This window comes from Cyanobium sp. HWJ4-Hawea, assembly GCF_024345815.1.
Lineage (GTDB): Bacteria > Cyanobacteriota > Cyanobacteriia > PCC-6307 > Cyanobiaceae > Cyanobium_A.
On the sequence record NZ_JAGQBV010000007.1, the window covers coordinates 1 to 19,672 of the forward strand.

At 64.1% G+C, this 19,672-nt stretch carries 20 protein-coding genes; 10 read left to right on the forward strand and 10 right to left on the reverse strand.

Going from position 1 to position 19,672, the window contains the following annotated elements:
* A partial coding sequence (locus KBY58_RS02670; RefSeq protein WP_255002711.1) for an NAD-dependent epimerase/dehydratase family protein occupies positions 1-413 on the reverse strand: 413 nt, incomplete at its 3' end.
* Between the two features lie 117 nt (positions 414-530).
* Between KBY58_RS02670 and KBY58_RS02675 the strand changes: the two genes are divergently transcribed.
* The 7 genes from KBY58_RS02675 (at position 531) to KBY58_RS02705 (ending at position 6,884) form a co-directional block, all read left to right on the forward strand.
* Positions 531-1,847 (forward strand): nucleotide sugar dehydrogenase, encoded by a 1,317-nt coding sequence (locus KBY58_RS02675; RefSeq protein ID WP_409995706.1) that lies wholly within the window; start codon positions 531-533, stop codon positions 1,845-1,847.
* Positions 1,848-1,850: 3 nt separating this feature from the next.
* Complete coding sequence (locus KBY58_RS02680; RefSeq protein ID WP_255002713.1) at positions 1,851-2,795, forward strand: UDP-glucuronic acid decarboxylase family protein; 945 nt, start codon at positions 1,851-1,853, stop codon at positions 2,793-2,795.
* Between the two features lie 74 nt (positions 2,796-2,869).
* Positions 2,870-3,289 carry a nucleotidyltransferase family protein gene (locus KBY58_RS02685; protein WP_254934506.1) on the forward strand — a complete coding sequence of 140 codons (420 nt, stop codon included), beginning with the start codon at positions 2,870-2,872 and terminating at the stop codon, positions 3,287-3,289.
* Positions 3,276-3,659 carry a HEPN domain-containing protein gene (locus tag KBY58_RS02690; RefSeq protein WP_255002714.1) on the forward strand — a complete coding sequence of 128 codons (384 nt, stop codon included), beginning with the start codon at positions 3,276-3,278 and terminating at the stop codon, positions 3,657-3,659. Before KBY58_RS02685 ends, KBY58_RS02690 begins: the two co-directional genes overlap by 14 nt.
* Complete coding sequence (locus tag KBY58_RS02695; protein ID WP_255002715.1) at positions 3,656-4,669, forward strand: NAD-dependent epimerase; 1,014 nt, start codon at positions 3,656-3,658, stop codon at positions 4,667-4,669. Before KBY58_RS02690 ends, KBY58_RS02695 begins: the two co-directional genes overlap by 4 nt.
* 88 nt (positions 4,670-4,757) lie before the next feature.
* The gene (gene hisS / locus KBY58_RS02700; RefSeq protein ID WP_255002779.1) at positions 4,758-6,011 is read left to right on the forward strand and encodes a histidine--tRNA ligase; all 1,254 of its coding nucleotides are present in this window, start codon (positions 4,758-4,760) and stop codon (positions 6,009-6,011) included.
* A gap of 9 nt (positions 6,012-6,020) precedes the next feature.
* The gene (locus KBY58_RS02705) at positions 6,021-6,884 is read left to right on the forward strand and encodes an LpxI family protein (RefSeq protein ID WP_255002717.1); all 864 of its coding nucleotides are present in this window, start codon (positions 6,021-6,023) and stop codon (positions 6,882-6,884) included.
* Between the two features lie 36 nt (positions 6,885-6,920).
* Here the strand turns inward: KBY58_RS02705 and hisB are convergent, their stop codons facing one another.
* Genes hisB through fabI form a run of 4 tightly spaced genes read right to left on the reverse strand, consistent with a single transcriptional unit; the run spans position 6,921 to position 10,305 of the window.
* Complete coding sequence (gene hisB, locus KBY58_RS02710; RefSeq protein WP_255002782.1) at positions 6,921-7,523, reverse strand: imidazoleglycerol-phosphate dehydratase HisB; 603 nt, start codon at positions 7,521-7,523, stop codon at positions 6,921-6,923.
* A gap of 48 nt (positions 7,524-7,571) precedes the next feature.
* Positions 7,572-8,465: a carbon-nitrogen hydrolase gene (locus KBY58_RS02715; RefSeq protein WP_315858016.1), complete on the reverse strand. Its 894-nt coding sequence runs from the start codon at positions 8,463-8,465 to the stop codon at positions 7,572-7,574.
* On the reverse strand, positions 8,462-9,526 hold the full coding sequence (locus KBY58_RS02720; protein WP_255002718.1) for an agmatine/peptidylarginine deiminase: 1,065 nt from the start codon (positions 9,524-9,526) through the stop codon (positions 8,462-8,464). Before KBY58_RS02720 ends, KBY58_RS02715 begins: the two co-directional genes overlap by 4 nt.
* Positions 9,523-10,305, reverse strand: coding sequence for an enoyl-ACP reductase FabI (fabI, locus tag KBY58_RS02725; protein ID WP_255002720.1), 783 nt, complete (start codon positions 10,303-10,305; stop codon positions 9,523-9,525). Before fabI ends, KBY58_RS02720 begins: the two co-directional genes overlap by 4 nt.
* A gap of 82 nt (positions 10,306-10,387) precedes the next feature.
* On the opposite strand from fabI, the gene KBY58_RS02730 reads away from it, so the two are divergent.
* The gene (locus KBY58_RS02730; RefSeq protein ID WP_255002722.1) at positions 10,388-11,620 is read left to right on the forward strand and encodes a DegT/DnrJ/EryC1/StrS family aminotransferase; all 1,233 of its coding nucleotides are present in this window, start codon (positions 10,388-10,390) and stop codon (positions 11,618-11,620) included.
* Here KBY58_RS02730 and KBY58_RS02735 read toward each other — a convergent pair.
* Genes KBY58_RS02735 through folK form a run of 3 tightly spaced genes read right to left on the reverse strand, consistent with a single transcriptional unit; the run spans position 11,599 to position 14,281 of the window.
* Positions 11,599-13,092 (reverse strand): cryptochrome/photolyase family protein, encoded by a 1,494-nt coding sequence (locus KBY58_RS02735; protein ID WP_255002723.1) that lies wholly within the window; start codon positions 13,090-13,092, stop codon positions 11,599-11,601. The genes KBY58_RS02730 and KBY58_RS02735 overlap by 22 nt on opposite strands.
* The gene (locus KBY58_RS02740; protein WP_255002724.1) at positions 13,092-13,652 is read right to left on the reverse strand and encodes an NUDIX domain-containing protein; all 561 of its coding nucleotides are present in this window, start codon (positions 13,650-13,652) and stop codon (positions 13,092-13,094) included. Before KBY58_RS02740 ends, KBY58_RS02735 begins: the two co-directional genes overlap by 1 nt.
* A 50-nt stretch (positions 13,653-13,702) precedes the next feature.
* Positions 13,703-14,281, reverse strand: a complete 579-nt coding sequence (gene folK / locus KBY58_RS02745; RefSeq protein ID WP_255002725.1) for a 2-amino-4-hydroxy-6-hydroxymethyldihydropteridine diphosphokinase — start codon at positions 14,279-14,281, stop codon at positions 13,703-13,705.
* 66 nt (positions 14,282-14,347) lie between these two features.
* On the opposite strand from folK, the gene bchD reads away from it, so the two are divergent.
* A complete protein-coding gene (gene bchD / locus KBY58_RS02750; RefSeq protein WP_255002727.1) occupies positions 14,348-16,441 on the forward strand; it encodes a magnesium chelatase ATPase subunit D in 2,094 nt (697 codons plus the stop codon).
* Here bchD and KBY58_RS02755 read toward each other — a convergent pair.
* Positions 16,428-17,315, reverse strand: coding sequence for an MlaD family protein (locus tag KBY58_RS02755; RefSeq protein WP_255002728.1), 888 nt, complete (start codon positions 17,313-17,315; stop codon positions 16,428-16,430). The genes bchD and KBY58_RS02755 overlap by 14 nt on opposite strands.
* A 3-nt stretch (positions 17,316-17,318) precedes the next feature.
* Positions 17,319-18,095, reverse strand: a complete 777-nt coding sequence (locus KBY58_RS02760; RefSeq protein ID WP_255002729.1) for an ABC transporter ATP-binding protein — start codon at positions 18,093-18,095, stop codon at positions 17,319-17,321.
* A 165-nt stretch (positions 18,096-18,260) separates the two neighbouring features.
* Between KBY58_RS02760 and yvcK the strand changes: the two genes are divergently transcribed.
* Positions 18,261-19,580, forward strand: coding sequence for a uridine diphosphate-N-acetylglucosamine-binding protein YvcK (gene yvcK, locus KBY58_RS02765; RefSeq protein ID WP_255002730.1), 1,320 nt, complete (start codon positions 18,261-18,263; stop codon positions 19,578-19,580).
* The last annotated feature ends 92 nt before the right edge of the window (positions 19,581-19,672 follow it).

Genomic DNA, 19,672 nt, shown 5'->3' on the forward strand with positions numbered 1-19,672 from the left:
CTGCTGAAAACCAGGTTGCGGCAGCCGTGGGCCTCCATCGCCGCCAGCAGGCTGCGGGAGCCCGCCAGGTTCACATCCCAGTAGCGCAGGGGGTGGGCCACCGATTCCCCCACGGCCTTGAGTCCGGCGAAGTGGATCACCGCCTCGATGCCGCTGCCGCCGGGAGTTGCGCTGCCAGAAGTTGCGCCAAAGGCCCGATTGAGGTCAGCCTCGCTGCGGATATCGCCCTCAATGACCCGCAAACGCTCGCTTTCGGAGCCCAATCCGGCCAGCTCCAGCACCCGCCGGAGGCTCTCTGGGGAACTGTTGGCGAAGTTGTCGAGCACCACCAGGCTGTGGCCGGCCTCCAGCAGCACCAGGCAGGTGTGGCTGCCGATGAAGCCGGCGCCACCGGTGATTAGGAGGTGGGCCATGGGCGAGGGAAAACCGCTTGGTAATAGTCTCTCCTGCAGAAGTTTTGGCGGGATTAGTTGTTGGGCAGCATCCGGACCATTTGTTGCATCGGAGCGGGCTACGTGGGCGGCCCCACGATGGCCGTAATCGCCGATCGCTGCCCCCATATCCAGGTGCAGGTGGTGGATCTCAACGCCGAGCGCATTGCCGCCTGGAATGATCCCGATCTTGCCAAGTTGCCGATCTATGAGCCCGGCCTGGATGCGGTGGTGGGCCGTTGTCGGGGCCGCAACCTGCATTTCTCCACCGAGGTGGATGCGGCGATCGCCGCCGCCGACATGGTGTTCCTTTCGGTGAACACACCCACCAAAACCAAGGGCTTGGGGGCCGGCCAGGCCAGCGACCTCAAGTGGGTGGAGGCCTCCGCCCGCCAGGTGGCAGCCCATGCCCAGGGCCACACGGTGGTGGTGGAGAAAAGCACCCTGCCCGTGCGCACGGCCGCGGCGGTTAAGGCAATCCTCGATGCGGGCCCAGAAGGTAAAAGTTTTTCGGTGCTCTCCAATCCGGAGTTTTTGGCCGAAGGCACCGCCATTGCCGATCTCGATGCGCCCGACCGGGTGTTGATCGGTGGCGATGACCCCGCCGCCATTGAGGCCTTGGCCGCCATCTATGGCCATTGGGTGGCGCCCGAAAAGATCCTGCGCACCAATCTCTGGAGTTCGGAGCTCTCCAAGCTCACCGCCAATGCCTTCTTGGCCCAGCGGATCAGCTCGATCAACGGCATTGCCGCCTTATGTGAGGCCACGGGCGCCGATGTGTCGGAGGTGGCCAGGGCAATAGGCGCAGACAGCCGCATTGGCCCCAAGTTTTTGCAGGCTGGCCCTGGTTTTGGTGGCAGCTGCTTCCAGAAAGACATCCTCAATTTGGTTTATCTGTGCCGGCACTACGGCCTTGAGGAGGTGGCGGCCTACTGGGAGCAGGTGGTGGCGCTGAACATTTGGCAGCAGCAGCGGATTGCCCGGCTGGTGGTCAACAAGCTTTTTGGCACCGTCAGCGGCAAGCGTCTGGCGGTGTTGGGCTTCGCCTTTAAGGCCGATACCAACGACACCCGGGAATCGCCTGCGATTCGCATTTGCCGAGACCTGCTCGAGGAGGGGGCCCGCCTGGCGATCGTCGATCCGAAGGTGAAGCCCGTCGCAGTCGCCAGGGATCTGGGCCAGGCCCCCGGCGACTGCGACGGGGGTTGGCAGATGGTGGATTCGGCTTTGGAGGCCGCAGCTGGGGCAGATGCGGTGTTGTTGCTCACCGAATGGGCGGAGTTTGGGTCCCTCGATTGGAAGGCGATCGCTTCGGTGATGCGCCAACCCGCCTGGTTGTTTGATGCCCGGGCAAAGGCTGATGCGGCTGGTGCCAAGGCGGCGGGCCTAAACGTTTGGACCGTGGGGGAGGGTTAAGCCATGCCCGCCTCCCTTACCCGCAACCTGATCACCGGCGGTGCCGGCTTTGTGGGCTCGCACCTGGTGGACCGGCTGATGGAAGCCGGTGAGGAGGTGATCTGCCTCGACAACTACTTCACCGGCCGCAAGGAAAACATTGCCCAGTGGATCGGCCACCCCCGCTTTGAGCTGATCCGCCACGACGTGACCGAGCCGATCAAGCTCGAGGTCGACCGGATTTGGCACCTGGCCTGCCCGGCTTCGCCGGTGCACTATCAGTTCAACCCGATCAAAACGGCCAAAACCAGCTTCCTTGGCACCTACAACATGCTGGGCCTGGCCCGGCGGGTGGGGGCCCGGCTGCTGCTGGCCAGCACCAGTGAGGTCTATGGCGATCCGGAGGTGCATCCCCAGCCCGAGAGCTACCGGGGCTGCGTTAACACCATCGGCATCCGCAGCTGCTACGACGAGGGCAAGCGCATCGCCGAAACCCTTTGCTTCGATTACCGGCGCATGCATGGCACCGAGATCCGGGTGGCGCGGATCTTCAATACCTATGGGCCCAGGATGCTGCCCGACGACGGCCGGGTGGTGAGCAACTTCATCGTGCAGGCGTTGCGCGGCGAACCCCTCACCCTCTACGGCGACGGCAGTCAAACCCGCAGTTTTTGCTATGTGGACGATCTGGTGGAGGGCCTAATCCGCTTGATGAATGGCGAGCACACCGGCCCGATCAACATCGGCAATCCAGCTGAATTCACGATCAAGCAGCTTGCTGAGCTGGTGCGTGATCGCATCAATCCGAGCTTGGCACTTGTGCATCGGCCGCTGCCGCAGGACGATCCCCTGCAGCGCCAACCTGTGATCGATCTGGCCCAACGGGAGCTGGGCTGGCAGCCCACGGTGCCGCTGGAGCAGGGTCTTGAGCCCACGATGGCCTATTTTCGTGGGTTGCTTTCAGCATGAGCGGCTTGTTCCCAAGACGTGATGTTCTGAGCAGCCAGATCAAACGAATCTTGAGTGGTGGATAGGGTAGACATATGGTCAGTGTTGCCGCCCAGCCTTTTGTTGCTCCGGCCATTCCTTGGTTGGCAGCCATCCCCTTGGCCCAGGACATTGAGCTGGGGCCTGGTCTTGATGCATCAACCCTGCGGGAGCGGCTCCAGGGTCTCTGCCAGCAAGCCAATGTCCACGCCGTTGTGGCCTTTGGATCAAGGGCCCGGGGAGACGCTGAACCTGATTCCGATTTGGATCTGGCTGTGATTTGCCACGAACCCAGCCTGTCTCCCGAACTCAAAACAGAGCGCTCGCACGCTTTTCGACTGCTGCTTGGCCCCTTGAATTGCGGCGTTGATTTGGTGGTGATCGGAGCCCATGATGCTGGGCGGATGGCCGCCTCCCGCTGGCATGTGATGGGCGATGTGGCGCGGGAGGGGCAGGTGCTCTATGTCGCCGGCTGAAGATGCAAAGCTGCTGCTGCGCATTGTGCGCAGGCACCTGTTGGCGATGCAGCTCAATCTTGATCCCAGCTACCCAGAGGAGGAGTGGGGTTTTCAAGCCCAGCAGGCCCTTGAAAAATTGCTGAAGGCGAAGCTGGTGCTCAGTAACCTTGCCCCCAAACGCAGCCATGAGTTGGCCCTGCTGGCTGAGCAAGCTGGAGAGGAGTTGCCAAATGTGCTTCTCAAGCTGCAGGTTTTTGCCGTGGAGGCGCGCTACGAGGAGGGTCCTTTTGCCTTGCCGGCAGATCGCGAGAGTCTCCTGGCTGATTTCGTGGCGAGGCTGGATGCTCTGGAGACAGCCATTCATGACCAGGGCGAAGCTATCCAATGACAACTCTCGTAACGGGTGCCGCGGGCTTCATCGGCGCGGCCGTTTGCGAGCAGCTCCTGGCCCGTGGCGAACGGGTGGTGGGCCTCGACAACCTCAACAGCTACTACGACCCTGCCCTGAAACAGGCGCGGCTTGATCGGCTGCAGCTCAGCTTTGACCAAGGCAATTGGCAGTTACAGCGCCTGGATTTGGCCGATGGCGCCGCCATTGCAGAACTGTTTGCCGCCGAAAAGCCCCGGGCGGTTGTGCACCTAGGGGCCCAGGCGGGTGTGCGCTACTCGCTTGAAAATCCCGCCGCCTACATCCAAAGCAACCTGGCGGGGCTTGGTTCCATCCTTGAGGGCTGCCGCCACCACGGCATCGGCCATTTGGTCTATGCCAGCAGCAGTTCGGTCTATGGGGGCAACAGGGCCATGCCCTTTGCCGAGCAGCAGCCGGTAAACCACCCTGTGAGCCTCTATGCGGCCACCAAGAAGGCCAATGAACTGATGGCCCACACCTACAGCCATCTCTATGGCCTGCCGGCCACGGGGCTGCGTTTTTTCACGGTGTACGGCCCCTGGGGCCGCCCTGACATGGCGCCGATGCTGTTTGCCAAGGCGATCCTGGCGGGCGAACCGATCAAGGTGTTTAACAACGGGGCCATGCGCCGCGATTTCACCTACATCGACGACATCGTCGCTGCCGTGATCCGCTGCCTCGACAAGCCAGCGACGGCCGATCCTGCTTTCGATGCCGCCGCACCTGATCCGGCCACCAGCTGGGCCCCCCATCGGGTTTTCAACATTGGCAACTCCCAGCCCGTTGAGCTGCTCCGCTTCATCGAGCTGCTGGAGCAGGCCCTGGGCCGGGAGGCCATCAAGGATTTTCAGCCGATGCAACCGGGCGATGTGGTGGCCACCGCCGCCGACACCTCCCTGCTCGAGGCCTGGGTGGGCTTCAGGCCCGCTACCCCGATTGAGCTTGGGGTGCGGCGCTTTGCAGATTGGTACCGGCATTTTTATGGCTAGATACCGAGCTAGCTACGCGGCAAACTGGGCAGATTGCTAACTGGTTGCCGTGCCCAGCCCCGCCTCCCCGCTCCAGTGCCTGCGGGGGATGGTGGATTTGCTGCCCGAGCAAACCGCCCACTGGCAGCTGATTGAGGCCAAGGCCCGCGACCATTTCCGCCGGGCCGCCATTTCTGAAATTCGCACGCCCCTACTGGAGGTAACCGAGCTATTTTCCCGCGGTATTGGCGAGGCCACCGATGTGGTGGGCAAGGAGATGTACACCTTCCTCGACCGTGGTGAGCGCAGTTGCACCCTCAGGCCGGAGGGGACCGCTTCGGTGGTGCGGGCCGCGATTCAACACGGGCTATTAAGTCAGGGGGCCCAGCGGTTTTGGTATGGCGGGCCGATGTTTCGCTATGAACGGCCCCAGGCGGGCCGCCAGCGCCAGTTTCACCAGATCGGTGTGGAGTTGCTGGGTTTTGCCGATGTCCGCAGCGATGTTGAAGCAATTGCCGTGGCCTGGGATTTGCTCGCTGATCTGGGGGTGGGTGGCCTAGCCCTTGAGATCAATTCCCTGGGCAGCGGCGCCGATCGGGCCCGTTACCGCGAGCAATTGGTGGCCTGGCTCGGGGCCCGTGCCGACCAACTCGACCCGGATTCCCAGGCCCGCATCCACACCAATCCCCTGCGGGTGCTCGATTCCAAAAACCCCCAGACCCAGGCCCTTTTGGCCGATGCCCCGAGCCTGGCTGATGCCCTGGACCCAGAAAGCCAGGAGCGCTTTGCCCAGGTGCAGCGGGGCCTGGATGCCCTGGCCATTCCCTATCTGCTCAATCGCCGCCTGGTTCGGGGCCTCGACTACTACAGCCACACCGCCTTTGAGATCACCAGCAGCCAGTTGGGGGCCCAGGCCACCGTCTGCGGTGGCGGTCGCTATGACGGCCTCGTGGAACAGTTGGGTGGGCCGGTTACGCCTGCCTTTGGTTGGGCCCTGGGCATGGAGCGCCTCGCCCTGCTGCTGGCCCAGGCAGGAGGGCTGGAGGAGGAAGGGCCGGCGCCCCTGGATCTCTATGTGGTCAACCGCGGTGGGGCGGCCGAGGCGATGGCGTTGCCCCTGGCCCGCCAATGCCGGGCGGCTGGCCTGGCAGTGGAGATCGATGCCAGTGGTTCGGCCTTTGGCAAGCAGTTCAAGCGGGCCGACCGTTCCGGTGCCCGCTGGGCCCTGGTGATTGGTGAAGAGGAGGCCCTCGATGGGGTGGTGGTGCTCAAGGATTTGCGCCAGGCCGGCGCTAGCGATCAAAGGCTGACGCCACAGGACCTGTCCACTTGGGCCCGCACCCAAGGGTTGGGCAGCTGTTAACTGCCTTCGTTGGTTCGTCTGGAGTTACGCGCCGCTTCGATGGGTGATCCGTCGCTTGCCATCATTGCCGGTTCCGGGGTAATGCCACGGATGCTCTCGGAGGCCCTCACCAGGGCTGGACGGGAGCACCTGGTGTGTTTCCCCCAGGGCCTGGAGGTGGAAATTGAAGGTGCAGAGCCCTTCTATTTCGAGCGCTCGATTTCCTTTTTCAAATCCCTGGAGAAGCGCGGCATCCAGCAGGTGGTGATGGTGGGCAAGTTCCACCGGCCCAAATCCCTAAATGTGCTGCGATTTGAGGCCCCAACCTTGATGGCGGCACCCCGGATCCTGGCCTCCCTGCGCAGTGGAGACGACGCGGCCCTGCGGGCCTTGGCCCAGATCATTGAGGAATTGGGCCTCCAGGTGGTGGGCATAGAAGAGGTGGCCCCCAATCTGCTCACCCAGCCTGGCCTCTATGCCGGCCGGGTACCCACCGAGGCCGAGCGGGCTGATGTGGAGCGGGCGGCCTACATCGTTGAAGCCATCTCCGCTGTGGATGTGGGCCAGGGGGCCGTGGTGGCTGCGGGCCTTTGTTTAGCCACCGAGGCCCTGCCAGGCACCGACGCCATGCTCGATTGGATCTCCGCCATCCGCCCCCAGTTGCCGGATGCGGTGGGATCTGGGGTGCTTTACAAGGGCCCGAAGCTGCACCAGGACCGGCGCATGGACCTGCCTGGGATTGGCCCGATCACGGTGGCCAAAGCCGCCGCAGCAGGCCTCACCGGCATCGCCTGGGAGGCCCGTGGTGCCCTTTTGCTGGATGCGGAGCGAACCATGGCCGATGCGGAGCGGTTGGGGTTGTTTCTCTGGTCGCGGGAACCGCTGAGGCGTTAATCCTTCAGGCGCTAGAGCCCCCAAAGCACTCCTGGCCTAGCTGCCGGCCCTCTCCAACACGCCCTTGCTGCTGGGCACTGCTCCTGCCCGGCGGGGGTCCAATTCCACGGCCAGCCGCAGGGCCCGGGCGAAGGCCTTGAAGCAGGCCTCCACGATGTGGTGCGAATTCACCCCATCGAGCTGGCGGATGTGCAAGGTAAGGCCGGCATTGTTGGCCACGGCGGCAAAAAACTCCTTGACCAGTTCGGTGTCGTAGCTGCCGATCTTTTGGGCAGGAATCTGCAGGCCATAGCTCAGGTGGGGCCGGCCGGAGCAATCCAGGGCCACCTGCACTAGGGCCTCATCGAGGGGCGCCACGAAATGGCCGAAGCGGTGGATGCCGCGCCGTTCCGCCAGGGCTTGGGCCAGTGCCTGACCCACGGCAATACCCACGTCTTCGTTGGTGTGGTGGTCGTCGATGTGGGTGTCACCCTTGGCGCTGATCTCCAGGTCCAGCAGGCCATGGCTGGCGATCTGATGGAGCATGTGATCGAGAAACGGCACTCCCGTACCCACCTGGCAAAGGCCGCTGCCATCGAGGTTGAGTTTTACGCGTACTTCGGTTTCGCCGGTGACGCGGTGTATTTCGCCGGTACGCATGCTCAAGCGGTGGCAGATCCTTCAAGCATCATGCCGCGGGTATTCTGCCTAGTCGCGCCAGCGCTTCAGTAAGCCCCCGTAGGCATCTATGCGCCGATCCCTCAGGAAAGGCCACCAGCGACGCACGTTTTCGCTGCGCTCCAGGTCCAGATCCACCAGCAGCACGCTTTCCTCTCCTATCGCCGCCTGGGCCAGCAGTTCGCCCTGGGGGCCGGCGGCAAAGCTGCTGCCCCAAAATTGGCAGTCCTGTTCGCTGCCGCAGCGGTTTACCGCCAGCACCGGCAGACCATTGGTAATGGCATGGCTGCGTTGCACCGTGATCCAGGCCTCCCGCTGGCGGGCCCGTTCCTCAGCGTCGTCGCCTTGGCTCCAGCCAATGGCCGTGGGATAGAGGAGTAAATCGGCGCCGGCCAGGGCCATCAGGCGGGCTGCCTCTGGATACCACTGGTCCCAGCAAATCAATACCCCGAGCTTGCCCACGCTGGTGACAATTGGTTCAAAACCTTGATCGCCTGGGGCGAAATAGAACTTTTCGTGGAAGCCCGGATCATCGGGGATGTGCATCTTGCGATAGGTGCCGGCAATGGAGCCATCCCGCTCAATTACGACTGCCGTGTTGTGGGACAAACCGGGTGCCCTTCTCTCAAACAGGCTGATCACCAGCACTATTCCAAGCTCCTGGGCCAAAGCTCCGAAAAGCGTGGTGGAGGGGCCGGGAATTGTTTCTGCCAGGTCGTGGCGCTCGACCAGTTCCTGCTGGCAGAAGTAGGCGCTGGTATGCAGCTCCTGGCAGAGCACCAGCTGGGCCCCCTGGCTGGCGGCTGTGCGGATGGTCCGGCAGGTGGCCGCAACCATTTCCTTGCGATTGCCTACCCAGGCCTGCTGGATCAGGGCAGCCCGCAATTTTGTCGCCCGTAGCTGGTTCACGGCAGTTCTGTTCATTGGTAAACAGCCGCAGGAATCTGCATCGTGGCGCAATGCAGGGAGCCGTGCTGCAGCAGCAGGGCCGAGCAGTCGACGGCTTCGATCGTGTGGGCGGGGAAAGCTTTTGCCAGGGCCGTTTGGGCCGCCAGATCCCTGGGGGGATCGCCGTAGCTGGGCACCAGTACCGCCCCATTGAGGATCAGGAAATTGGCGTAGGTGGCCGGCAGCTTGCGGCCATCGTCTGGGGCGAAGCGGGCCCGGGGCCAGGGCAGGGGAATCAGCCGGTAGGGCTCGCCATCGGCGGTGCGCAGAGCCTGCAGCTCTGCCTCCAGGAGCTTCAGCGACGCCGCCTGGGGGTCGCTGGGATCGTCGCAAGCCACGTAGGCCAAGGTGCCCGGACTGCAGAAGCGCACCAGGGTGTCGATGTGGGCGTCGGTGTCATCGCCAGAAAGTTGGCCATGGCCCAGCCAGATCACCCTTTCGACGCCCAGGTGGCTGATCAGGGCGGCTTCTATCTCCGCCTGGCTCAGCTGGGGATTGCGCTCGGGCGAAAGCAGGCAGGTGCTGGTGGTGAGCAGGGTGCCTTTGCCATCCGATTCGATGCTGCCCCCCTCCAGCACCATCTCCACCGCCTCCAGCGGGGCCCCGCCGAAGGCGCCCCCACGCCAGGCAGCCGCGGTGGCCTGGTTGTCGCCATCGGCCTGGTATTTGCCGCCCCAGCCGTTAAAGCGAAAGTCCAGCAGTAGGGGAGTTTCGGTTTCGCTGCCCAGCTGCTGCAGCACCGTGATTGGTCCGTAATCGCGGCTCCAGGTGTCCTGGGCGGGGCTTGAGCACACCCTCAGCCGATCTTTGCCCAGGTGGGCCAACTCTTGGGCGTTGGCCTCGGCTGTGGCGCTGAGTAGCAAAAGTGGCGCATGCCGCATTACCGCTGCGCAGAGCTCCATGTAGCAGGCCCGCACCTCTTTGAGATAGGGCGCCCAGTCGCCATCGGCCCGGGGCCAGGCCATCAGGACAGCCCCAACCGGCTCCCATTCGGCCGGAAGCCGCCTAGGGCAAATGGCGCTTGGCAGGGTGTTCACATCCCCGTGATGCAGTAGCCCGCATCCACATAGATCACCTGGCCGGTGATGCCTGAGGCCAGGGGGCTGGCCAGGAAGGCGGCGGTGGAGCCCACCTCCTCCTGGGTGACGGTGCGACCCAGGGGGGCTTTTGCTTCCACGTTGTGTATCATGTCGAGGATGCCGCCGATGGCACTGCTGGCCAGGGTGCGGATCGGGCCGGCGCTGATCGCATTTACCCGCACCTGCTTTTCGGGGCCCAGCTCAGCGGCCAAGTAGCGCACCGAAGCCTCAAGGGCGGCCTTGGCCACACCCATCACGTTGTAGTTGGGGATGGCGCGTTCAGCACCCAGGTAGCTGAGGGTGATCACGCTGGCCCCATCGTTGAACAGGGGCTTGGCGTAGCGGCAAAGGGGGGCAAGGGAATAGGCACTCACCTCCAGGGCCCGGGCAAAGCCTTCAGGGCTGATGGAGGAATAATCCCCAACCAGCTCCTCCTTGCCAGCGAAGGCCAGGCAATGCACCAGCACATCGATCGAACCCCACTGCTTTTTCACCTGTTCAAAGACCGCCTCGATCTGGGCTGGCTCCTGCACATTTAGGGGTTCGAACAGGGTCGGAGCTAGGGGGGCGGTCAGTTCACGCACCTTGCCTTCGAAGCGGCCCTTCTCATCGGGCAGATAGGTGACGCCCAACTCGGCGCCGGCGGCATGCAGCTGCTGGGCGATGCCCCAGGCGATCGACTTGTTGTTGGCGATGCCTGTGACCAGGGCCTTCTTGCCGCGCAGATCGAGAAGCATGAATGGGCGGGACCCAGCCGGGCCAATGAGCAATCTGCAGATTCTGGCCCACCCGCTTGCAGGGGGATTTAAGTTCACCGCCATGCAAGTGCCTCCGTTCAGTCTCAGCGAGCAAATCAGTGAGCTGGGTGAAGCCCTCGATCAGGCCGTGCTGCAGGTGCTGCGCAGCGGTCAATACATCGGTGGGGCAACGATCGCCCAATTTGAAACCGACTTCGCCGCCATTACCCAGGTCGCCCATGCGATTGGCTGCAATAGCGGCACCGACGCCCTGATCCTGGCCCTGAGGGCCCTGGGCATCGGCCCGGGTGATGAAGTAATCACGGCCTCCTTCAGCTTCTTTGCCACGGCAGAAGCGATCAGTGCCGTAGGTGCCAGGCCCGTCTTTGTGGATGTGGAGGAAAGCAGCTATTTGATCGATCTCGACCAGCTGGAAGCGGCCATTACCCCTGCCACCAAGGCCCTAATTCCGGTCCATTTATTTGGTCGCCCCGTCGACATGGAACGGGTTTGTGCCCTTGCCGAGCGCCATGGCCTCAAGGTGGTCGAAGACTGCGCCCAGGCCAGTGGCGCCAGCTGGGCTGGCCGGCCCGTTGGCAGCTGGGGGGATGTCGGCTGCTTCAGTTTTTTCCCCACCAAAAATCTTGGTGCTGCGGGGGATGGTGGGGCTGTCACCTGCCGCGATGGCCAGCTCGCCCAGACCATTCGCGAGTTGGCCGTCCATGGCATGCCCAGGCGTTACCTGCATACGGCCCTCGGCTACAACAGCCGCCTCGACGCCATGCAGGCGGCCGTGCTCAACGTCAAGTTGCCCCACCTGGGCCGCTGGGTGGCCCGCCGCCAGGCCATTGCGGCCACCTACCGCAGCCAATTGACCGAGTTGGTGGGGGTGCAGTTGCCTGAGCAGGGCCCGACCGGCCACAGCTGGAACCAATTTGTGGTGCGGGTACCTGGCTGTCCAGCGGCAGCCAAGGCCTGTGCATCCGCCCTTAACGCCGGTGCAACCGGGCCAGCCCCCTGCATCCCCTCTGCCGATAGCGCCAGCTTCGGGCTGCCGGAGGCCTGCTGCCGCGATTGGCTTAAACAGCAGCTCCAGGACGCTGGGGTAAGCACGATCATTTATTACCCCATCCCGATCCATCTGCAGCCCGCCTACGCCGATCTGGGCTACGGGTCCGGCTCCCTGCCCGTCACCGAGCGTCTATGTGCCGAGGTGTTGAGCCTGCCGATCTTCCCGGAACTCAGCAGCGCCCAGCAGCAACAGGTGATTGCCGTGCTTCAACAGCTGACGGCTCAGGCTTTGATCGTGGCGTAGAGCGCCTTGAAATGGGCCTGCTGATGCTTGTGGCTCACGATTAGGGCCGGATAGCTGCCCCGCTCCAGGGGCGCTATCTCCCCGGAAATCAGGGAGGCCGTATCGACCTTGGCCAATTCCGGGAGCCAGGTGCGGATATAGGTGGCCTCGGGGTCGAATTTGGCGGCCTGGGTGGCGGGGTTGAAAATTCGCAGGGGCTTGGGATCCATGCCGCTACTGGCACTCCACTGCCAGCCGCCGTTGTTGGCGGCCAGATCCCCATCCACCAGGTGCTCCATGAAGGTTGCCTCCCCCAGCTGCCAGTCGCAGATCAGGTCTTTGACCAGGTAGGAGGCCACGATCATTCGGCAACGGTTGTGCATCCAGCCGCTCTCGAGCAGTTGGCGCATCGCCGCATCAATGATCGGCATGCCAGTGCGCCCCTCCTGCCAGGCCGCCAGCCGCGCTTGATCGTTTTCCCAGGGGAATTGGCGCCATTGGGCCCGGTAGGGACCATCGGCGAGCTCAGGGAAGTGGAAGAGGGCCTGCTGGTAAAACTCGCGCCAGGCCAGCTCCTGCTCCCAAACCTCAATCGAATGGAGGGCCTCTGCGCCGCCGCCCAGGGCCTCCACCGCCAGGCGTGACTCCTGGGCCGCTGACCAGGCCTGGCGCGGACTAAGGGTGCCGAAATTGAGGGCCGCACTGAGGCCGGAGGTGCCCGCTTCCGAGGGGATATTGCGACCCGGTTCGTAGCCGAGCAGGGCGGCCGAGCGACCTCTGCCAGTGGCGCCACCAAGGCTGAAGGTCTGCAATTGCTCCTGGGCGGCCCCCTCTCCGGGGCGGCAGGGGCAGATCTCCATCCCCCTAAAGCCATGGTTCAGCTCCGGGCCCACCAGGGGTAGGGCCGATAGGGTTTCGGTAGCCAAGTCGGTCGGTAGGTCCTGCAGTCCTGCCGGTGCCGGCAGGGGATTGAGGCCCCCCTGGGCAGTCAGTTGTTCCACCTGGCCGCGCCAGTTGCGCAGGAAGGGGCCATAAACCCGATAGGGATCACCGCCGCCGGTTTTCAGCTGCTCCGGTGCCACCAGCAGTTGATCCCAGTCGACGAGCACCCTGCGGCCATCTGCCTGAACAGCTGCCGCCACCCTGCGATCCCGCTCGCGCCCGTAGGGTTCGCCATCCCGATTCCAGGCGACCACTGACGCTCCGATCGCCTGGACCAATTGGGGCACCAAGGCCGTGGGGTCACCCCGCAGGATCACCAGGCGACTGCCGGCCAACCGCCAGCTGCGCTCCAGTTCCTTGAGGCTCTCGCTTAAAAACCAGAGCCGCGCCGGTGCCATGGGGGGCTGGCCTGCTGCGGGCTCGAGGACGGCCGGATCCAGCACAAAAACGCCCGTAACAGCGTGCGTTGCCATGGCCGCGGCGGCTAGTCCCAGGTTGTCGCTTAGCCGCAGGTCGCGGCGGTGCCAGAACAGCCAGCGCTCAGCAGCCATTAGATCCCCAGCAATTGTTTGGCCCGCAGCCAGGCGGTCACGCTTTTGCCATCGAGATATTCAGTGCCACTGGCCAGCACCGCATCCAGCTGGGCCGGCTCCATCAGCAGCACTTCCAGGTCTTCGTCGTCATCGCCCGGGGGACGGTCGCTCAGCAGGGAAAGCTCCCTGGCCAAAAACAGATGGATCACCTCATCGGAATAGCCGGGGCAAGGGAGCATGGCGCCCAGGGGGTCCCAGCGGCTGGCGCTGTAGCCGGCTTCTTCCTGCAGTTCGCGCTGCATGGTGCTCAGGGGTGTTTCACCCGGATCCAGGGTGCCGGCGGGAAATTCCAGGAGGCGCGCGGCCACGGCAAAGCGGTATTGGCGTAGCAACACCAAGCGGCCGTCGTCGAGCACGGGTACGGCTAGGGAAGCCCCTGGGTGGCGAATCAGGCCAAAGCTGCCCTCTACCCCCATCGGCAGCTCAACCCGGTTCACTTCGAAGCGCAGTTTGCGGGCCTCGAGGCTGGCCGTGGTTTCGATCAGGCGCGCGGGCTCGGGGGCAGGTAGGGGCGCCATCGGGGCAGCTCAGCGATCAGGCCAGCATGGCCTATGCAGGCCAGCATGGCCTATGCAGGCCAGCCGGGTGCGGCGGGCAGCCGTTCGGGCGGCGCCTCGGCCAGCTGGGGCAGCAACTTCTCCAGTAAGGCAGCGCAATCCAGCCCCGGGGCTTTGGGGTCCTGCCCAGGTGGGACAAGCTCTGGCGCGATTGCGGCCATGGGCGCCAGCACAAAGGAGCGCTCCAGCAGGCGTGGGTGGGGGAGCTGCAGCTCTGGCCCTTCAACCTGTGTGGCGCCGCACCAGAGCAGGTCGAGATCAAGGTGGCGTGGTCCCCAGCGCTCGAGGCGCTGGCGGCCAAAGCGCGTCTCCAGGGCCTGCAATAGCTGGAGCAGTTCCAGGGGATCAAGGGGCGGCAGCGGCGGACCCAGCAGCAGCACCGCATTGAGATAGGGCGGCTGACCGGCCGGTCCCCCCACCGGCTCGGTGCGAAACAACGGCGACCAGTGGTAGCCAATCGGTTTAGGGGCTTGGGCCTCCAGCATCTCCACCAGCAGCGGCCGCAGCGCCGCCAGGGTGGCGAAGGGATCGGCCAGGTTGGCGCCGAGGGCGATGGCGATCGTGTCTGCGGCCTGGCTGGGCAGCCTCATCGACGGAGCTCCTCGATCAAGGGATCGGCGAGACTGCCACCATATTGAGGCTCCCTACCGGTCTCCATGGTCGCCAGCGCCCCCAGCACTTCCGGCTCCAGCGAGGCGGCGGCAGCCGCGGCCCGCGCCTTCCCACTGGCGGCGATCACTGGCCACGGCACTCTCAAGCTGGCCCTGCTGCTGGCCGCCGTGGACCCGGGCCTGGGCGGCGTGGTGATTGCCGGCGGTCGGGGCACGGGTAAATCAGTGCTGGCCCGCGCCCTGCACGCCCTGTTGCCGCCAATCGATGTGCTCGATCTCGGCTCGGCGGCCACGGGGCTCAACCTTGACCCGAGTCGCCCGGATGAATGGGGCGCGGATGAATGGGGTGCCGAGGGCCTGAATGGCAGTGACCCGCCCACCAAGGTGATTCCTGCCCCGTTTGTGCAGGTGCCGCTCGGCATCACCGAAGACCGGCTGCTGGGCTCGGTCGATGTGGCCGCATCCCTCGCCAGTGGCGCGGCTGTGTTTCTGCCCGGCCTGCTGGCGGAGGCGCACCGGGGCGTGCTCTACATCGATGAACTGAACCTGCTCGATGACGGCATCACCAACTTGCTGCTGGCAGCGGTAGGTAGCGGTGAAAATCGAATTGAGCGGGAGGGCCTCAGCCTTAGCCACCCCTGCCGCTGCCTGTTGATCGCCACCTTCAACCCCGAGGAGGGGGCGGTGCGCGATCACCTGCTCGATCGCTTTGCCATCTGCCTCTCGGCCAACCAGGTGCTGGAGCTCAAGCAACGGGTGGAGATCAGCCGCAGCGCCATTGAACACGCCGAAAGCAGCGACAGCTTCCGCGCCCGCTGGCAGGAGGAAACCGATGCCCTGGCCACCCAGCTTCTGCTGGCTCGCCAATGGCTCCCAGACGTGCAAATAAGCCGCGAGCAGATCACCTATCTGGTGACGGAGGCCCTGCGCGGCGGGGTAGAAGGCCACCGCAGTGAGCTCTATGCGGTGCGCGTTGCCCGGGCCCATGCGGCCCTCAGTGGCCGCGACCGGGTCGAGGCAGACGACCTGCAGGTGGCAGTGCGTCTGGTGATTGCGCCGCGGGCGTTGCAGCTGCCGCCCCCCGATCCCGACCAGCCCCTGGGGCCACCACCCCCGCCCCCACCCCAGGGGGAGCAGCCCCCGGAGCAGCCGGAGCCGCCCGAAAACGAGCAGGAGCCCGAGGAGCCCGAAAACGAGCCAGAAGACCAGGAAGACGACACCCCGGAGGACCAGGCTCCGCCGCAAATCCCCGAGGAGTTTTTGCTTGATCCCGAGGCGGTGGCCATCGACCCCGACCTGCTGCTGTTTTCAGCGGCCAGGGCTAAGACCGGTGGCAGCGGCAAGCGTTCGGTGGTGTTCAGCGACTCCCGCGGCCGCTATGTGAAGCCGATGTTGCCCCGCGGGCCCGTCAGGCGCATCGCCGTGGATGCCACCTTGAGGGCTGCAGCTCCCTATCAAAAGAGCCGCCGCGAGCAACAACCCCACCGCAAGGTGATTGTTGAAGATGGCGACCTGCGGGCCAAGCAATTGCAGCGCAAGGCTGGAGCCCTGGTGATCTTCCTGGTGGATGCCAGTGGCTCGATGGCCCTCAACCGCATGCAGAGCGCTAAGGGGGCCGTGATCCGGCTGCTTACCGAGGCCTACGAAAACCGAGATGAAGTTGCCCTGATTCCATTTCGAGGCGAACAGGCTGAAGTGCTGCTGCCGCCCACCCGCTCGATCACCGCCGCCCGCCGGCGCCTGGAGTCGATGCCCTGCGGTGGGGGCTCGCCGCTGGCCCATGGCCTCACCCAGGCGGCCCGGGTGGGGGCCAATGCCCTGGCCACCGGCGACCTGGGCCAGGTGGTGGTGGTGGCGATCACCGATGGCCGCGGCAACGTGCCGCTGGGCCGCTCCTTGGGCCAGCCCCAGCTGGAGGGGGAGGAGCCGGTGGATCTAAAGGAAGAGGTGAAGCAGGTGGCCAGCCGCTATCGCTCCCTCGGGATCAAGTTGCTGGTGATCGACACCGAGCGCAAGTTCATCGGCAGTGGGATGGGTAAGGACCTTGCCACGGCTGCCGGTGGGAAATACGTCCAGCTACCCAAGGCAAGTGATCAGGCCATCGCTGCCATTGTCATGGAGGCAATCAATAGGTTTTAACTTTACGCTCGGGATATAGCTCGTCAAAAAACTTGCCAAGGCCCACGGCCACGCTGCGTACCCCGTCCATGAATTTGGGGTCGTCGGTCAGTTTTTTCACATCCCCTCCCACCGCATTCCATTTGGCGCTGAGCTTTTCGGCGTTGCTCACGGTCTGCTGAAGATCTTTAACGGTTTTGGGGTTGTCAAGGGCCGCCAGCAGGTTGCGCAGGTGGGCGGTGCTGGCGTTGAGGTTGGTGATGGTTGGCTGGGCATGGTCAATAGATTTATCTAGCTTTTTGACCAAAACCTGGCCATCTTTGAGGAAACCGGAGGCATCTTGCGAGGTTTGCTCGAAGCTCGTGGTGAGCTTGGAAAACTTGCTTATCAGGTTGTCCTTATCCACCTCAGTGAGCATTTTGTGCATCAGGGCGGTAACTGTGCTCAGGCTTGCGGCCTCTAGGCCGACAATGCTGCTGCCATTGCAGAGCATCACCGCCTGGTTGCAGGTCTTCGAATAGGGGGCGGGGGCGTTTGGCGGCAGCAGGGGACCCGTGCTCACCAGGGAAACTTGGGAATCTCCCCCAAGTAGGGAGGCAGAACTGATCTCGGCGTAGGCCGGCTTGGCGAGGTGCAGGTCGGCTTTGCTGATCTCCAGATCAGCGATCACCGCTCCAGGGGTAACCCTGACTCGGCGCACATTGCCCACCTGAACGCCCCGGTAGGTCACGGCTGAGCGTTCGGCCAAGCCAGATGCTTGGGCAAAGCTGGCGCGCACTGTCCAATTACTGCGGTTTAGGGAAATGCCGCGCAACCAAAATGAAAGGCCAGCTGCGCTGGCCAAGGCGGCCAATAGCGAAAACCCGACAATTGCTTCTCGAACACTGCGCCGCATGGGTTAGAGCTCAGCTGGCTGCATCGGTCCGCTCAGGCTACCGCTCCTGAACTGCACCACATAGGGATCACTAGTGCTGCGGTAGTCGTCGAGGCTGCCATGCCAGCGAAAAAGGCCGTCGTAGAGCAAAACCACCTTTTCAGCGGTGCGCTCGATCGTGCTGTGCACGTGACTCACCACCACCGATGCGGCCTGGGCAACTTCGGTGGTGCGCACAATCAGATCCTCGATTCTGGTGCAGGCCACCGGATCTAGGCCGGCTGTGGGTTCATCAAAAAGGAGCAATGGCATTTGATCGGCTGCCTTGCGGGGATCTTCGATCAGGGCCCGGGCAAAACTCACCCGCTTTTGCATGCCGCCGCTGAGTTCGTTGGGCAGCTGGTCTTCGATGCCCGCCAGTCCCACCGCCTCCAGGGCTTGGGACACCCTTGCTCGAATCTCACGTTCGGGAAGGCTGCCGTCGCGATAAAGCAAAAACCCAACGTTCTCCAGCACGCTCAGGGAACCCAGCAGCGCCGGGTTTTGGAACACAAATCGCACATCCGCCGGGGTGCGTTGGTCGAGGCGCAGATATTTCTGCTCCTGGCCATGGAGCCGCAGGCTGCCGCTACTGGGCAGCATTAGGCCGGCCAGCAGCCGCAGCACGGTCGATTTGCCGGCCCCGGAAGGGCCGACCACCACTAGGCGCTCTCCGGCCTCGAGGCTCAGGTTGACGTTTTCAATCACCGTGCGGCGACCCCAGCGCACGCTGAGATCGCGCATCTCAGCAATCGGCTGCATGTTTGCCAGGGCTGGTTGACCGCACTAACAACCATCTTGCCGGGTTGGGGTGGGGGCTTGGCTAACCCTCCCTAAAGTTCGATTACTTAACGCAGCGTCCCTCCCCCGCCTTTGCCCCGTATTTCCAGGCATTTGTCTTTGCGGCGTTCTCGCCAACAGGACCTAATGAGCCGCTCGCGGCGGGCGGTTCGGTGGCTTCAACCCGGCTTGGTGGTTAAGCGTTGGCTGTTCACCTCGGGCCTGGGTCTGCTGCTGGCCTTACTGGGCGCGGCCGTTTGGGCTGATTTGCAGCCCATTTATTGGTCGCTCAACAGCATTAAGTGGCTGCTCCAGGAGGTCACCCGCGTAATGCCGAGGGGAATCACCGGCCCCCTGGTGCTGGTGGTTGGCGCAGCCCTGGTGATTTGGGGGCAAAGCCGCAGCTTCGGCTCGATTCAGCAGGCCCTAGCTCCCGATAAGGGCACGGCCTTGGTCGATGCCCTGGCGGCCCAGGGCCGGCTTAATCGCGGCCCCAACATCGTGGCAATTGGCGGTGGCACGGGCCTTTCCACCCTGTTGAGTGGCCTGAAGCGCTATAGCACCAACATCACCGCCATCGTCACCGTCGCCGATGACGGCGGCAGTAGCGGTGTTTTGCGGCGCGAGCTCGGGGTGCAGCCCCCTGGCGACATCCGCAACTGCCTGGCGGCCCTATCGCGGGAAGAGCCATTGCTCACCAAGCTTTTCCAATACCGCTTCCGTGCCGGTAGCGGTTTGGAGGGGCACAGTTTTGGCAACCTCTTTCTCTCCGCCCTTACGGCGATTACCGGCAGCCTCGAATCGGCGATTACCGCCAGTAGCCGGGTTTTGGCGGTTCAGGGCCAGGTGGTGCCCGCCACCAATGCCGATGTGCGTCTTTGGGCCGAGCTCGAAAACGGCGAACGGCTGGAGGGTGAATCCAAGATCGGTAAGGCCCATAGCCCAATCGTGCGTCTGGGCTGCACCCCAGAGCGGCCGCCGGCCCTGCCCCGGGCCCTCGAGGCAATTGCCAATGCCGATTTGATCGTGCTGGGCCCCGGCAGTCTCTACACCTCCCTGCTGCCAAATCTGTTGGTGCCGGAGTTGGTGGCAGCGATCAGCCGCAGCAAGGCGCCCCGGCTTTACATCTGCAACCTGATGACCCAACCGGGGGAGACCGATGGCCTGGATGTGGCCGGTCATTTGCGGGCCATTGAGGCCCAATTGGCCAGCCTGGGCATCGACCAGCGATTGTTTACGGCGGTGCTGGCCCAGCAGGACCTGGAGGATTTTGCCCTGGTTGAGCACTACCGCCAGCAGGGGGCCGAGCCGGTCCGCTGTGATGCCCGCCAGCTACGGCGCCAGGGCTACCAGGTGATGCAGGCGCCGCTGCAGGGGGCCAGGCCAACGGCCACCCTTAGGCACGATCCCCGCAGCGTCGGCCTGGCGGTGATGCGTTTTTACAAACAGCACCAACGAGATCGCTAGTAGGCGTCCTGCATCTCGTAGAAGTCGGGCTGCACGTAGTCCTTCTGTGCAGGGATCGGCCCTGCCCGTGGCCCAGGCCGATTGCTACAGCA

Bases quoted from the DNA above. Each gene is read 5' to 3' on its own strand.
- KBY58_RS02690 (WP_255002714.1), top strand. From the start codon at position 3,276: ATGTCGCCGGCTGAAGATGCAAAGCTGCTGCTGCGCATTGTGCGCAGG.
- hisS (WP_255002779.1), top strand. From the start codon at position 4,758: ATGGTGGATTTGCTGCCCGAGCAAACCGCCCACTGGCAGCTGATTGAG.
- fabI (WP_255002720.1), bottom strand. From the start codon at position 10,305: ATGCTTCTCGATCTGCGCGGCAAGAAGGCCCTGGTCACAGGCATCGCC.
- KBY58_RS02675 (WP_409995706.1), top strand. From the start codon at position 531: ATGGCCGTAATCGCCGATCGCTGCCCCCATATCCAGGTGCAGGTGGTG.
- KBY58_RS02755 (WP_255002728.1), bottom strand. From the start codon at position 17,315: ATGCGGCGCAGTGTTCGAGAAGCAATTGTCGGGTTTTCGCTATTGGCC.
- hisB (WP_255002782.1), bottom strand. From the start codon at position 7,523: ATGCGTACCGGCGAAATACACCGCGTCACCGGCGAAACCGAAGTACGC.
- KBY58_RS02715 (WP_315858016.1), bottom strand. From the start codon at position 8,465: ATGAACAGAACTGCCGTGAACCAGCTACGGGCGACAAAATTGCGGGCT.
- KBY58_RS02740 (WP_255002724.1), bottom strand. From the start codon at position 13,652: ATGGCGCCCCTACCTGCCCCCGAGCCCGCGCGCCTGATCGAAACCACG.
- KBY58_RS02735 (WP_255002723.1), bottom strand. From the start codon at position 13,092: ATGGCTGCTGAGCGCTGGCTGTTCTGGCACCGCCGCGACCTGCGGCTA.
- KBY58_RS02680 (WP_255002713.1), top strand. From the start codon at position 1,851: ATGCCCGCCTCCCTTACCCGCAACCTGATCACCGGCGGTGCCGGCTTT.
- bchD (WP_255002727.1), top strand. From the start codon at position 14,348: ATGGTCGCCAGCGCCCCCAGCACTTCCGGCTCCAGCGAGGCGGCGGCA.
- folK (WP_255002725.1), bottom strand. From the start codon at position 14,281: ATGAGGCTGCCCAGCCAGGCCGCAGACACGATCGCCATCGCCCTCGGC.
- KBY58_RS02730 (WP_255002722.1), top strand. From the start codon at position 10,388: ATGCAAGTGCCTCCGTTCAGTCTCAGCGAGCAAATCAGTGAGCTGGGT.
- KBY58_RS02695 (WP_255002715.1), top strand. From the start codon at position 3,656: ATGACAACTCTCGTAACGGGTGCCGCGGGCTTCATCGGCGCGGCCGTT.
- KBY58_RS02685 (WP_254934506.1), top strand. From the start codon at position 2,870: ATGGTCAGTGTTGCCGCCCAGCCTTTTGTTGCTCCGGCCATTCCTTGG.
- yvcK (WP_255002730.1), top strand. From the start codon at position 18,261: ATGAGCCGCTCGCGGCGGGCGGTTCGGTGGCTTCAACCCGGCTTGGTG.
- KBY58_RS02760 (WP_255002729.1), bottom strand. From the start codon at position 18,095: ATGCAGCCGATTGCTGAGATGCGCGATCTCAGCGTGCGCTGGGGTCGC.